This is a genomic window from Rhizobium sp. PEPV16 (genome assembly GCF_008919455.1).
GTDB lineage: Bacteria > Pseudomonadota > Alphaproteobacteria > Rhizobiales > Rhizobiaceae > Rhizobium > Rhizobium leguminosarum_Q.
On record NZ_VSZV01000332.1, the window covers coordinates 20,473 to 33,572 of the forward strand.

Sequence of the window (13,100 nt, forward strand, 5' to 3'; positions counted from 1 at the left end):
TCATAGTGCGTGCACGATAAAACAGGTGGAAATCGCATGGACGTGCTCAATCCGAATACAAAGAGCGGCTGGCGGCACGAACGCGGAGAAGCGTCGCTGTCGGATGTCTACCGCACCGTCGGAACCGGGCGTCACAGCTCGATGTGGCGAAGGGCGGCGGCCTTCGCCGGGCCGGGCTACATGGTCGCTGTCGGCTACATGGACCCCGGCAACTGGGCGACATCGCTCGCCGGCGGCTCGAAATTCGGCTATGCGCTGCTCACCGTCGCGCTGCTTTCCAACCTGATGGCGATCGTGCTGCAATCGCTCTGCGCGCGCCTCGCGATCGCCTCCGGCCGCGACCTCGCGCAGGCCTGCCGCGACGCCTTTCCGAAATATGTCTCGCTGCCGCTCTGGGCCTTTGCGGAAATCGCCATCATCGCCACCGATATCGCCGAGGTGATTGGCACGGCGATCGGCCTCAACCTGTTGATGGGCATCCCGCTCGAACTCGGCGTGCTGATCACCGCGCTCGACGTCTTCGTGATCCTCTTCCTGCAGAAGCTCGGCTTCCGCTGGGTGGAAGCCTTCATCATCGCGCTGCTCGGCGTCATCGCGGTCTGCTTCGGCGTGCAGATCCTGCTGGCCGACCCGCAATGGGGCGCGGTTCTCACCGGCTTCTTCCCGACGACCGAGATCGTCACCAATCCCGAGATGCTCTACCTGGCGCTCGGCATTCTCGGCGCGACCGTCATGCCGCACAATCTCTACCTCCACTCCGGCATCGTGCAGACGCGGGCCTATGGCCATACGGTTCCCGAAAAGAGGGAGGCGCTGACCTTTGCGACGATCGACTCGACGGTCGCGCTCTGTTTCGCGCTGCTGATCAATGCCTCGATCCTGATCCTGGCGGCCGCCGCCTTCAATGCGCACGGCAAGACCGACGTCGTCGAACTCGGCGATGCCTATTCGCTGCTGTCGCCGCTACTCGGCCTTGCCATCGCGCCGACGCTGTTTGGCATCGCGCTTCTCTGCTGCGGTCTCAACTCGACGGTGACGGCGACGCTTGCCGGCCAGATCGTCATGGAAGGCTTCCTCAAGATCCGGCTGAAGCCGTGGGTGCGCCGCCTGATTACCCGTGCCATCGCCATCGTGCCGGCGGCGATCGTCACCATCTGGTATGGCGACCAGGGCACGGCGGAGCTGTTGATCCTTACCCAGGTGGTGCTCAGCCTGCAGCTTTCCTTCGCCGTCTTCCCGCTGGTGATGTTTACTGCCAACAGGGCCAAGATGGGCGAGCTCGTGGCGCCGCGCTGGCTGAGCGGCATCGCCTATCTGATCGCGGTCGTGATCGCCGGACTGAACGTCAAGCTGCTCCTCGACTTCGTCACCGGCTGAAGCATTTTCAGGAAAAGTGTGAAGCCAGCCTAAAGCCTGGCATAGGCCGCCCGGCCATTGTTGAAATCATCGACGAGAGGGGAGAACTTGTGGCTCCCCTCTTCGTGCATGATGAGGGCCGCACGCAGCGACAGCCGCGCCCGCGATCCCTTGATACCAGTCACCAGTATCCGCACGGCATTTTCGCCCGGACGCGGATGGATGGCGGTGATCTCGATGCCGCCGAAGCGCCGGCCGCAGGCCGTGATGATCTCGGCGATCGACTGGGGCCTGGCGATCAGCGACAATTGTCCGCCTGGGATCATGATGGCGCCGGCGGTGCGGATCCAGCTTTCGAACAGACCATCGGTCATGGCATGAGCTTCGGCCTTCAGCACATCCGGCGTGCGCCGGTCGCCGGCGTCGTTGAAGGGCGGGTTCATGATGACGTGGTGGAAGCTCTCATCGGTGAGCCCCGCATCGTTGCGCGCCTTGGCGGTCAGCGTCACATCGGCCGTAACGACGCTGACGCGGCCGGCGACATGGGCATTGCCGAGCAACAGGATGCTTCGACGGGCATAATCGGCCATCTCGGCCGAGCGTTCGAACAGCACCACTTCTGCATCGGCAAGGCGCGAGGCGACGGCAAGGCCGGCAGCGCCGGCGCCGGCGCCGAGATCGGCAACCCTGACCGGGCGATCGTCGGCGACGAGAGCGGCAAGCAGCATCGCATCCATGCCGGAGCGATGGCCCCTGCCCTTCGGCTGCACCACATGGAAGCCGCCGCGATGAAAGGCATCGACAGTGTCAGTGGCGGTCATCGGAGCTCACTTCCGCTCGCGCAGCTCGCCGCCGAGACCGGCATCGGTGAGGATGCGGCGCGCCTGATCGGCCATCTCCTCATCCACCAGCAGGCGGCGCGACAGCATGCCGAGCGAGCCTTCCAGCACGCTCATGCCCTGATCGGCGATGAAGCAGTGAATTCCGGCATCCTTCATCAAACTCTCGGCATAGGAGAGAAGAACGGGATCGTTGGCGCGGATAAGCTCATGCATTTGCCGTCGTTTTCCTTCCAATTTCGCTCAGCGCGACAATTCACCCCTTGCCGCGTCCATCGCCCCTTTCTATTGTCAGGTGCAATGAATGAATAGGAGTCCGGGTCGTTGGGCGTGGTCATACCGCTTGAAGAAAGCAAAAACAAACTGGCATCCATAAAGCCGCTGGTCGATCTCACCAGGGCGGATATGGAGCGAGTAAACCAGCTCATTCTCTCCAAGGCCGGCTCCGATGTGCAGATGATCCCCGAAGTGGCGAACCATCTGATCTCGTCCGGCGGCAAGCGGCTGCGGCCAATGCTGACGCTGGCTTCCGCATCGCTGTTTGACTACAGGGGCGAAAATCACGTCAAGCTCGCCACATCGGTCGAGTTCATGCACACGGCAACGCTGCTGCATGACGACGTCGTCGACGAAAGCGATCTGCGCCGCGGCAAATCGACGGCGCGGATGATCTGGGGCAACCAGGCAAGCGTGCTGGTCGGCGATTTCCTGCTCGGCCAGGCCTTCCGCATGATGGTCGATGTCGGCTCGCTCGATGCGCTGGACGTCTTGTCTGCCGCCGCCTGCGTGATCGCCGAAGGCGAGGTGCTGCAGCTTTCCGTCGCCAAGAACATGGAGACGACGGAGGACGATTATCTCTCCGTCATCCGTGCCAAGACGGCCGCTCTCTTTGCCGCCGCCGCCGAAGTCGGGCCGATCGTCGCCGAAGCCGGCCGGTCCGGCCGCAATGCGCTGAAATCCTACGGCATGAATCTCGGGCTCGCCTTCCAGCTGGTCGACGATGCGCTCGACTATGGCGGCAAGGCCGTCGATCTCGGCAAGAATGTCGGCGACGATTTCCGCGAGGGCAAGATCACCCTACCGGTCATTCTCGCCTATCGCCGCGGCACCGAGGATGAGCGCGCCTTCTGGCGTGATGCGATCGAGGCCGGCAACAGCACCGACGCCAACCTCGAAAAAGCGCTGGGACTGATCACCAAATACGGCACGCTCAGCGACACGATCGGCCGCGCGATCCATTACGGCACGATCGCGCGCGATGCGCTTGCGCCCCTTCCCGATACGGTCTGGAAATCCGCCCTGATGGAAGTGATCGACTTCTGCATCGAGCGCGTCAATTGATCAAACGTCCTTGATCGCAGGCTGATTTTCTTGCAGCGCCGCTTCAAAAAAGCCATCCTGTTATGAATCAGTGATCGCAACTGATTTTGCGGCCGGCACCATTTGTCGGGACGCTGTCGAAGAAAGGTTTCCTAATGCGGCAGAGAATTGCCATCCGTCTTCTTACGAGCGCAGCGCTAGCCGCTGTCCTTTCGCTCAGCGGTGTCGGCGGCGCAAACGCCGAGGATGCGGCCAAGACAGACGATGCCGGCACGGCCGTTCACTTCGATGCGGACAGCGTCACCACTTTCTCCGGCGCCTTTCTCGCCGCGCGCACCGCCGATGTCGATCATGATTATGAAACGGCGATCGAACTCTACAAGAAGGCGCTGCAGATCGAGCCCGGCAATCCGGAGATTCGCCAGCGGCTGATGATCTCGCTGCTGCTCAATGGCGATATCAAGGACGGCGTCAAATATGCCAATGACCTGAAGGGCGATCCTTCCGTCGAGCGTATCACCACGATCGTGCGCGGCATGGATGCCGTGCGCCGTGATGACTACAAATCCGCCGAGGCCATCCTGAAATATAAGGGGCCAAACGATCTCGACCGGATGATGAACGATCTGCTGCTCGCCTGGGCCCGCGTCGGCGCCGGCCGCGGCAAGGAAGCGCTCACGATGGTCGAGAAGATGAAGGGGCCGGACTGGTTCCGCATCTTCCAGAATTACAATGCCGGCGCGATCGCCATCGCCATCGGCGACGTGAAATCCGCCCGAAAGCATCTGAACGATGCCGTGCTCGACAAGGAGGGAGGCGCAACGGCGCCCGACACCTTCATGCGCGCCGTGATGGCGCTTGCACGCCTCGAAGCAGCACAAGGCAATAAACAGAAGGCGCTCGACGCCGTTTCCGTCGGCGACAACCTATTGCCGAACTATGCGCCGCTGAACGCGCTGCGCGACAGTATCGAAAAGAACGAGAAGCAGGAGCAGCAGGTCAAGACGGCCGAAGAAGGTGCCGCCGGCGTGCTCTTCTCGGTCGGCGGCGCGCTAAACCGCGACGGCGCCGAGGACATCGTCTCGCTTTACCTGCAGACGGCCAAGGCCCTCGACCCGAACAGCGCCGATACGCTGGTGCTGCTCGGCGGCATTGCCGAGAAGCAGAACCAGATGAACCGCGCCATCACGCTCTACAAGAAAGTGCCGGAGAATTCGCCGATGCGGCGTATCTCCGAGCTGCAGCTCGGCCTGGCCCTTGCCCAAGGCGGTAAGGTCGACGAGGCCCGCAAGCACCTGCAGGCGCTGATCGCCTCCGATCCGAAGGACATCCGCAGTTACCTGGCCTATGGCAGCGTGCTCTCCGACGCCAAGGACTACCAGGCGATGGCCGCCAATTATGACAAGGCCGTCGAAGTCATCGGCCCCATCCCCGGCCGGGCCAACTGGAGCGTCTTCTTCCAGCGCGGCATTGCCTATGAGCGGCTGAAGAAGTGGGACCAGGCGGAACCGAACTTCCGCAAGGCGCTGGAGCTCAATCCCGACCAGCCGCAGGTGTTGAACTATCTCGGCTATTCCTGGATCGACATGAACCGGAACCTCGACGAAGGTCTCGGCATGATCAAGAAGGCCGTCGATCTTCGCCCTGACGACGGCTACATCATCGATTCGCTTGGCTGGGCCTATTTCCGCCTCAACCGCTTCGAAGATGCCGTCGACGAGTTGGAGCGGGCGGCACAGATCAAGGCCGGCGACGCAACGATCAACGACCATCTCGGCGATGCCTACTGGCGCGTCGGGCGTAAGCTCGAGGCCGTCTACCAGTGGAACCGGGCGCTCGCCTCCGAGCCCGAAGCTGCCGAGATCCCGAAGATCAAGGACAAGGTCGCCAACGGCCTGCCTCCCGTCAGCGACGATGCCAAGGCAGCCGACAAGAAGCAGCCGGATCCGGCGCCCGTCATCCCGCCGCCGGTCGACAAAAAATCCTGACGGGCAGGAGGCATGCCTGAAAGGACTTGGCCGGATACAGGTCAAAGAAATAGAGCATGATGTCGTCCGAAAACCGCTCACACTTTTCGGCATCATGCACTAGCGTTTCCGAGGAGGCGCGCGCGAAAATCAACCTGGCCCTGCATGTGACGGGCCAGCGGCCGGACGGCTATCATCTGCTCGATATGCTGGTGACCTTCGCAGATCATGGCGACCGGCTGGACTTCATGCGGTCGCCGGCCGATGCATTCACCCTGTCGGGCCGTTTCGGCGAGATACTTGCCGGCGACAGCGGCACCAACCTGGTGCTGAAGGCCCGCGACCTCCTGCGCGAGGCGATCGGTCCCCTCGCCTTTCCCGTCCGCATTCATCTCGAAAAGAACCTGCCGGTTGCCTCCGGCATCGGCGGCGGCTCGGCCGATGCCGCCGCGACGCTGCGCGGGCTGATGCGGCTCTGGGGCACGACATTATCGGCGGAGACGCTTGCCGCGCTGGCGCTGAAGCTCGGCGCCGACGTGCCGATGTGCCTGGAGAGCCGGCCGCTGATTGCCCGCGGCATCGGCGAAAAGATCGAAGCTGTGCCTGATCTGCCGGCCTTTGCCATGGTGCTCGCCAATCCGCTGAAGGGCGTCTCGACGCCTGAGGTTTTCCGCCGGCTGGCGACAAAGAACAATCCGGCCCTGAGCCTGGCACCGAGCCCGCCTCAGACTGCCGACTGGCTCGCGGCGATTGCTGCTGCCCGCAACGACCTGGAGCCGCCGGCGCGCGAACTCGTGCCCGAGATTTCGGAGATCTCGGCGATGCTGCAAGCTCACGGCGCCCTTTTGACCCGCATGTCCGGTTCCGGCGCCACCTGTTTCGGCATCTTTGCGAGCATGACTGTTGCCGAAGATGCGGCGGCAGCTCTTCACGACGAGCGCCCTGGCTGGTATTTCCAGGCGACGGAAACGGCTTCGGTAGGCGCATGATGGCAGGTCTGGACGAAAAGCGGCCCTTCATCGCGGTCGGCATTGCGGTTCTCACGATCTCGGATACCCGCACGCCGGAGACGGACAAGTCAGGCGACACGCTGGCGGCGCGGATCACCGAGGCAGGTCACAGGCTGGTCGACCGGGGGATCGTGCCCGATGATCGCCAAAAGATTGCCGCACGGGTGAAGGCCTGGACTGAGAGAGAAGACATAGACGTCGTCATCACCACGGGCGGCACCGGCTTTACCGGTCGCGATGTGACGCCCGAAGCGCTGGAACCTTTGTTCGAAAAGCGGATGGACGGCTTTTCCGCCATCTTCCACCGGATCTCCTACGAGAAGATCGGCACGGCGACGATCCAGTCGCGCGCCACGGCAGGTGTTGCCAACGCCACCTTCATCTTCGTGCTGCCGGGTTCGCCCGGCGCCTGCCGGGATGCCTGGGACGGCATTTTGAAAGGACAGCTCGACTATCGCAGCGTGCCGTGCAATTTCGTCGAGATCATGCCGCGTCTGGACGAGCACCTGAAACGCGGCGCGACCAAATAGACCGATGTGCCTGCGCTATGTCGCAAGGCCTGGCAGGACGGGCATCGTGTCCCAGCTGTCACCCGACAGCAGGACGCAGCTTATGCCGTGAACATCCGTGACGATGAGTGTCCAGGTGCCGCTTTCGGCGGCATAGACCTCAAGAACGGCGTTCTGGTTGATCAGTCCGACTGCCGTGAGCTTTTCGGCGAAATTCTTGTCCAGGAAATTGACGATTTCGGGTCGGCCTGCGCAACTGCGCATCATCTGCGATGCTGCCGAATGCGGATGCGCGATCACCAATGTCGGCAATATGACGGCCATGAGGCCGTAGATCATACCGCGTACGCCGTAGATCCTACCGCGCGCCATGACGCACCTCCTTTCGCCGGGAACCCGGCAGAAGAGGAGATTGTCGCTGACCTGTTCTGCCGTTCACCGGCATTCCATGGCCATTCCGTTGCGGGCGCCATCTTTTGCTCATCGAGAGGGTTGCGGCCCTATCGCGCAGCGCGGGCGACCCAGGACGGAATCAGTTCGCTCGCGAGCTTGCGCGGCTTCTGGCCCTTGACGAATTCGGTCAGCCGCATGCCGCTTTTGGCAATGGCGAGCGCCTGCTTCTTCGGCAGGAGAAAGCCCAGTTCCAGCGGCGGCACGGCTCGGCCGACACGCTGGAAAAACGGGCGCCGGTAGCCGCGCGACGCGGTGAAGCGCGCCGGCAGCTTGTTCAGCGCGACATATTCGGCGATCTCATCGATCCAGCCGGCCTGGGGTCTGGCGCCCGGCTCGACGAAGAGCAGCCATTCGCCGCGCGCTGCGCGGACGATGTCCTTGATATCCCATTGCGAATGGAAGCGGCAGCCGGCGGCGTCGGCCACCCGCGAGGTGCCGTCGCGCGAGCCGTGATCGAGCACGACCACATCGCTCACCAGCCCCTCCACCGCGCCTGCCACCAGTACCGATAAAGTCTGTGCCAGTTCAGATTCCTGATCCTGACATTCGAGAACAACCGTCAACATTGACTATTTATAATGCGCCGCACAAATTTTTGCCAGCGCCGTTTTCCTCATTTTGTTCTTGCATTGTTCTCATTTTGCGGATAGGAATTTAATCAGCAAAACGGGCGAAGGCGATGGCTTTCCGCCGCGGGAGAATCCGATGAGAGAGCAGTCCCTGGCAGGGCAGGCCGCATTCGCGCCTGCCAATACGGCAGATATTGCCGATGCGATGATCGTGTCCTCCGGCCTGAGAGTCGAGGTCGACCGGCGGCGCGGACGTGGGGCGGGACTGAACCCGACAGGTCGGTTCGAGCCGCTGCAGCGGGAGACCGTCGACGATGGCTGGCAGACCTGGGAAGAGCTGCCGCCATTCAAGACGGAAGTGCAGGTCGAGAAGCCGCGCACGGCCATCACCCGCAACGAATCGCCGGACCTTTCCTTCGACCGCTCGATCAATCCCTATCGCGGCTGCGAGCACGGATGCATCTATTGTTTCGCCCGGCCGACACACGCCTATATGGGGCTTTCCGCAGGGCTCGATTTCGAGACGAAGCTCTTTGCCAAGCCCGATGCGGTAAAACTGCTGGAGCGGGAGCTCGCCAAGCCGGGCTACAAGGTGCGGGTGATCGCAATCGGCACCAATACCGATCCCTATCAGCCGATCGAGAAGGAATGGCGCATCATGCGCGGCATTCTGGAGGTGTTGAACAAGGCGAACCATCCGGTATCGATCGTCACCAAGTCGGCGATGATCCTGCGTGATCTCGACATTCTGCAGGAGATGGCAGCTAAGAACCTGGTGCGCGTCGGCATCTCGGTGACCACGCTGGATCGCAAGCTTGCCCGGACGATGGAGCCGCGTGCCGCCACACCGCCGCGGCGGCTGGAGACGATCCGCACCCTTGCCGAAGCAGGCATCCAGACGGCAGTCATGGCCGCCCCGCTCATCCCGGCGCTGAACGACCACGAGCTGGAGCGCATCCTCGAATCGGCAAAGGCTGCGGGCGCTGCCGAGGCGAGTTATGTCATCCTCAGACTGCCGCTCGAGGTCAGCCCGCTGTTTCGAGACTGGCTGCTGCAGCATTATCCCGATCGCTACCGGCATGTGATGTCGCTGGTACGCTCGATGCGCGGCGGCAAGGATTACGATGCCGAATTCGGCAAGCGCATGAAGGGCGCCGGTCCCTATGCCTGGCAGATCGCCCGGCGCTTTGAAATGGCCGCCAGACGTTTCGAGCTGACGCGACGTAGTGTGCCGCTGCGCGATGACCTGTTCGTACCGCCTGATGGCAGCGGCGTGCAATTGTCGCTTCTTTGATTTTTAAGCTTGCGTTTCGGCATCTCGACAAAACCGCCCTGTTTTCGAGCACCGAGCGCAATTCCCGCGGATGGCCCTGACCGCCACCATCCGCCGGACCGGTCCCCGGCCGCCGCCCTGATCCGGGGACTTGCGGGAAATCGGGTTGGCGTGCGAGGTTCAGCCGCATGAAACCTCGCACGCCACCCGATTCTCCCCTGCTTTTCGACACGGCTCCACTCGTGCCGGATTTCCGACTGGAACTCAAAGCCCGCAAGGCCGGCCACTGGCCGGTCGCCGGTGCCGACGAGGCTGGCCGCGGCCCGCTGGCGGGACCCGTCGTGGCGGCCGCCGTCATTCTCGATCCGAAGCGCATCCCTGAGGGGCTGAACGATTCCAAGCAGCTTTCGGCGCAACGGCGCGAGGAACTGTTCGTGCAGATTCTGGCGACTGCGACCGTCTCCATCGCCTCCTCCAGTTCGACGCGCATCGACGAGACGGATATCCGCAAGGCAAGCCTCGACGCCATGCGCCGGGCCATCTGCAGCCTCGCCATTCCGGCCAGCTACGTGCTGACCGACGGGCTCGACGTGCCGCCCGGTCTCGACTGCCCCGGACAGGCGGTGGTCAAGGGCGATGCCCGCTCGGTCTCGATCGCCGCAGCCTCGATCGTCGCCAAGGTGACGCGCGACCGGATGATGGCGCGGGCACATCATGTGTTTCCGGATTACGGTTTTGCCGCGCATGTGGGCTACGGCACGGCGCAACACCGCGCCGGCATCGAAAGGCACGGCCCCTGTTCGCTGCACCGGATGAGCTTCAGGCCGCTGCGCAAGACCGAGGACGGACCCGAGACGGACGAGCTGCTTTCGGAATAAGTCATTCAACAGAAAAGCCGGGCAAAAAAAGACTGCCAAAAGAAAAGGCCGGGACATGCCCGGCCTTCCCTCTCAATCCTTTTCGAAGCTGCTCAGTTCAGCCGCGTCTTGACCTGGCCGACGGCATTGCCGAAGAGCTCGGACTGGATTTTGGTGTCGGCCCGCTTGGCAAGCACGGTTTCAGCGGCCGCGATTGCGAGATCGACAGCAGCGGAACGCACCGCCTTCATCGCCTCAACCTCGGCCTGCTTGATCTTCTGCTCGGATAGCGCCGTGCGGTTGGCGACGAATTCTTCCGTCTTCTTCTTCGCTTCGGCGGTCAGCATTTCGGCTTCGCGCTCAGCGGCGGCAACGATGTGGGCCGCTTCGGCTTCTGCTTCCTTGCGCTTGCGCTGGTATTCGGCGAGCAGGTGTTGGGCCTCCTCGCGCAGACGCTTGGCTTCAGCCAACTCGTTGCGGATCTGGTCGGCGCGGTCGTCGAGCGACCGTGCCATCATGCCCGGAACCTTCAGGTAAACGACCAGCGCCAGGAACAGGACGAGGCCGACAAAGGCGAAGAAAGTCGCGTCAAAGGCAAATTCCATCGATCAAGCCTCCTTCTTGGCAGCCGCGACGGCGGCAGCGACATCGGCCTTGGCGACGGTACCGCCGATCAGCTGATCGACCACGGCAGCCGCCGTTTCCTCGGCAATGGTGCCGACGTCGGCGAAGGCCTTGGCCTTGATCTCGCCGATACGGAGCTCGGCAGCCTTGATCTTTTCCGAAAGGCTCGCCTCGACAGCGCGGCGTTCCTCTTCGGCCTTGGCCTTGGCGGCGTCGCGTGCGGCGGAGCCGATCGCGTTGGATTTGGCGCGGGCGGCGGCCAGTTCACCTTCATAGGTCTGGACGGCGGCGTCGGCTTCGGCCTTCAGGCGGCCGGCCTCTTCCAGATCCTGGGAAATGCGCGTGTGACGCTGATCGAGGATGGCCCCGATGCGCGGCGCGATGACCTTTTGCATGAGCAAATAGAAGACGCCGAACGTGATCACCAGCCAAAGCAGCTGGGACGCGTAGGTCGTCGAATCGAAAGGCGGGAAAGGGCCGCGGGCGTGTTCGCCTTCGGCAACACCAGTCTCGGTATGGACCTCGCCTGCGGCCGGAGCGGCATGCGCATCCGTACCCGTCGCTGCCGCCGGTGCTTCCTCAGCGTAAGCCGGGGTCACAAAAAACATGCTCACCTCCAGGTGGACTGCAAATGCAAAGGATCACGGCTTGCGGTCGCAGGCCGTGATCCATCTATTCGCCGATATCAGACGGCGAAGAGGAGGAGGAGAGCGACGAGCAGCGAGAAGATGCCCAGAGCTTCCGTAACGGCGAAGCCGAATACCAGACGGCCGAACTGGCTGTCAGCGGCAGACGGATTGCGCAGTGCGCCGGAGAGGTAGCTGCCGAAAATATTGCCGAGGCCGAGAGCCGTACCGGCCATACCAAAGCAAGCCAGGCCTGCACCGATGTACTTTGCTGCTTCCGCTTCCATGTTGAACTCCTTTGAAATGGTTGTTGCGGCGAATGACTGACGCCCTTTGACGTCGATGTCGTTATCCTTAGTGCCCGCCCGGATGGATTGCATCGTTGAGGTACATGCAAGTCAGCACCGCAAAGACGTAAGCCTGAAGGAAGGCGACGAGGAACTCGAGACCGGTCAGGGCGACGGTCATGATGAGGGGAAGAACGGCGCCGCCGATACCCAGAGCACCCATGGTTCCGAGCGAGGCGACGAAGCCTGCGAACACTTTGAGCGTGATGTGACCGGCGAGCATGTTGGCGAAAAGACGAACCGAGAGCGAAATCGGTCGCGACAGGAAGGAGATGATTTCGATCGTGACGACCAGCGGCAGCAGAATGCCCGGCACGCCCGAAGGCACGAAGACATTCAGGAAGTGGAAGCCGTGCTTATAGAAACCGTAGACGAGAACCGTACCGATAACCAGAATCGCGAGCGCGAAGGTGACGATGATCTGGCTCGTCACCGTGAAGAAATACGGGAACATGCCAAGCAGGTTGGCCGTCAGGACGAACATGAAGAGCGAAAAGACCAGCGGGAAGAACTTCATTCCCTGCTTGCCGGCGCCTTCCTTCAGCATATTGGCGATGAACTCATAGGACATTTCGGCGACCGACTGCGAACGGCCCGGCACGATGGCGCGGTTCGAGGTCGAGAAATAGAGGAAGCCTGCGGCAGCGGCAGCCGAAACGGCCATGAAGAGCGATGCATTGGTAAACGAAAAATCAACTCCGCCGATTTCGATCGGCACAATCTTCTGGATCAGGAACTGATGAGTCGGATCGTTAGACACCGCTTGTTCTCTCTCTTTGGCCCGCAGGACGCGGGGTCATTGCACTGGACCGGAACCGGTCCTTATTTCTTGTCGTCCTTGTCGTCCAGGGGATGGGCCACCACCCCCGCAGAACGCAGCACGTTCAGAACGCCGGCACAAAATCCGAGAAGCAGAAGAACAATCAAACCCCAAGGCGCCGTGCCAACAAAACGGTCGAGGAGATAGCCAAGGAGAGCACCGACGACGATTGCGGAAATGAACTCGCTGGAAAGCTTCATCGCCTGGGCATAACCTTTGCGGCTTACCTCGGCGCGGGCTTCCCTAGCCTCGTCCTGTCCCGTCTCGACACGCTTGGTCGCGAGTTTCGCTCCCAATTGCGCACGGCGCTTTTCAAGACTTTCCTCGCGGTCATCCGCCATGGATCTCTCCTCACCTGTCCGTCGCCCGCACTCCCGCTACCCCGGTCATTCGGACCCCGGACGCGAAGGTTGAGACCCTTCCGGCCCGTTCTGAAGTCGCGCGCAACATAGTTTTAGGGATTAGCATAGTCAAGGCGTAGACAGCTTCTGTCCAGCGAGAAAATAATTCCATCAAATCAAAGAGATAAA

Annotated in this window: 16 protein-coding genes; 7 read left to right on the plus strand and 9 right to left on the minus strand. The window is 62.2% G+C overall.

What is annotated here, in order from left to right; genetic code table 11:
* Positions 1–36: 36 nt before the first annotated feature.
* A complete protein-coding gene (locus tag FY112_RS23435) occupies positions 37–1,377 on the plus strand; it encodes an Nramp family divalent metal transporter (RefSeq protein ID WP_131630615.1) in 1,341 nt (446 codons plus the stop codon).
* A gap of 29 nt (positions 1,378–1,406) precedes the next feature.
* On the opposite strand, the gene FY112_RS23440 is transcribed toward FY112_RS23435, so the two are convergent.
* Positions 1,407–2,177, minus strand: a complete 771-nt coding sequence (locus tag FY112_RS23440; RefSeq protein ID WP_151519390.1) for a methyltransferase — start codon at positions 2,175–2,177, stop codon at positions 1,407–1,409.
* Between the two features lie 6 nt (positions 2,178–2,183).
* Entirely contained in the window at positions 2,184–2,411 is a 228-nt protein-coding gene (locus tag FY112_RS23445; protein ID WP_003545870.1) for a DUF2007 domain-containing protein, read from the minus strand.
* Positions 2,412–2,519: 108 nt separating this feature from the next.
* On the opposite strand from FY112_RS23445, the gene FY112_RS23450 reads away from it, so the two are divergent.
* From FY112_RS23450 to moaB, 4 genes are all read left to right on the plus strand, one after another.
* Entirely contained in the window at positions 2,520–3,536 is a 1,017-nt protein-coding gene (locus FY112_RS23450; protein WP_131630617.1) for a polyprenyl synthetase family protein, read from the plus strand.
* Between the two features lie 134 nt (positions 3,537–3,670).
* Positions 3,671–5,503 carry a tetratricopeptide repeat protein gene (locus tag FY112_RS23455; RefSeq protein WP_151519391.1) on the plus strand — a complete coding sequence of 611 codons (1,833 nt, stop codon included), beginning with the start codon at positions 3,671–3,673 and terminating at the stop codon, positions 5,501–5,503.
* Between the two features lie 56 nt (positions 5,504–5,559).
* The gene (locus FY112_RS23460) at positions 5,560–6,471 is read left to right on the plus strand and encodes a 4-(cytidine 5'-diphospho)-2-C-methyl-D-erythritol kinase (RefSeq protein WP_151519392.1); all 912 of its coding nucleotides are present in this window, start codon (positions 5,560–5,562) and stop codon (positions 6,469–6,471) included.
* Entirely contained in the window at positions 6,471–7,022 is a 552-nt protein-coding gene (gene moaB, locus FY112_RS23465; RefSeq protein WP_131642884.1) for a molybdenum cofactor biosynthesis protein B, read from the plus strand. Before FY112_RS23460 ends, moaB begins: the two co-directional genes overlap by 1 nt.
* Positions 7,023–7,037: 15 nt before the next feature.
* On the opposite strand, the gene FY112_RS23470 is transcribed toward moaB, so the two are convergent.
* Positions 7,038–7,373 carry a hypothetical protein gene (locus FY112_RS23470; RefSeq protein ID WP_077976594.1) on the minus strand — a complete coding sequence of 112 codons (336 nt, stop codon included), beginning with the start codon at positions 7,371–7,373 and terminating at the stop codon, positions 7,038–7,040.
* A 128-nt stretch (positions 7,374–7,501) separates the two neighbouring features.
* The gene (locus FY112_RS23475; RefSeq protein WP_017959187.1) at positions 7,502–8,020 is read right to left on the minus strand and encodes a glycosyltransferase family A protein; all 519 of its coding nucleotides are present in this window, start codon (positions 8,018–8,020) and stop codon (positions 7,502–7,504) included.
* A 139-nt stretch (positions 8,021–8,159) separates the two neighbouring features.
* Here FY112_RS23475 and FY112_RS23480 point away from each other — a divergent pair, with 139 nt between their 5' ends.
* Both FY112_RS23480 and FY112_RS23485 read left to right on the plus strand, forming a co-directional pair.
* Positions 8,160–9,317, plus strand: a complete 1,158-nt coding sequence (locus FY112_RS23480) for a PA0069 family radical SAM protein (RefSeq protein WP_077976595.1) — start codon at positions 8,160–8,162, stop codon at positions 9,315–9,317.
* Positions 9,318–9,484: 167 nt separating this feature from the next.
* On the plus strand, positions 9,485–10,174 hold the full coding sequence (locus FY112_RS23485) for a ribonuclease HII (RefSeq protein ID WP_131642883.1): 690 nt from the start codon (positions 9,485–9,487) through the stop codon (positions 10,172–10,174).
* 92 nt (positions 10,175–10,266) lie between these two features.
* Here FY112_RS23485 and FY112_RS23490 read toward each other — a convergent pair whose 3' ends face one another.
* The 5 genes from FY112_RS23490 to FY112_RS23510 form a co-directional block, all read right to left on the minus strand.
* On the minus strand, positions 10,267–10,758 hold the full coding sequence (locus tag FY112_RS23490) for a F0F1 ATP synthase subunit B (RefSeq protein WP_012756242.1): 492 nt from the start codon (positions 10,756–10,758) through the stop codon (positions 10,267–10,269).
* 3 nt (positions 10,759–10,761) lie between these two features.
* Complete coding sequence (locus FY112_RS23495; protein WP_077976597.1) at positions 10,762–11,385, minus strand: F0F1 ATP synthase subunit B; 624 nt, start codon at positions 11,383–11,385, stop codon at positions 10,762–10,764.
* A 77-nt stretch (positions 11,386–11,462) separates the two neighbouring features.
* Positions 11,463–11,690: a F0F1 ATP synthase subunit C gene (locus tag FY112_RS23500; RefSeq protein WP_003545854.1), complete on the minus strand. Its 228-nt coding sequence runs from the start codon at positions 11,688–11,690 to the stop codon at positions 11,463–11,465.
* Positions 11,691–11,757: 67 nt separating this feature from the next.
* Complete coding sequence (locus tag FY112_RS23505; RefSeq protein ID WP_077976598.1) at positions 11,758–12,510, minus strand: F0F1 ATP synthase subunit A; 753 nt, start codon at positions 12,508–12,510, stop codon at positions 11,758–11,760.
* A 62-nt stretch (positions 12,511–12,572) separates the two neighbouring features.
* Positions 12,573–12,911, minus strand: coding sequence for an AtpZ/AtpI family protein (locus FY112_RS23510; protein WP_077976599.1), 339 nt, complete (start codon positions 12,909–12,911; stop codon positions 12,573–12,575).
* Between the last annotated feature and the right edge of the window lie 189 nt (positions 12,912–13,100).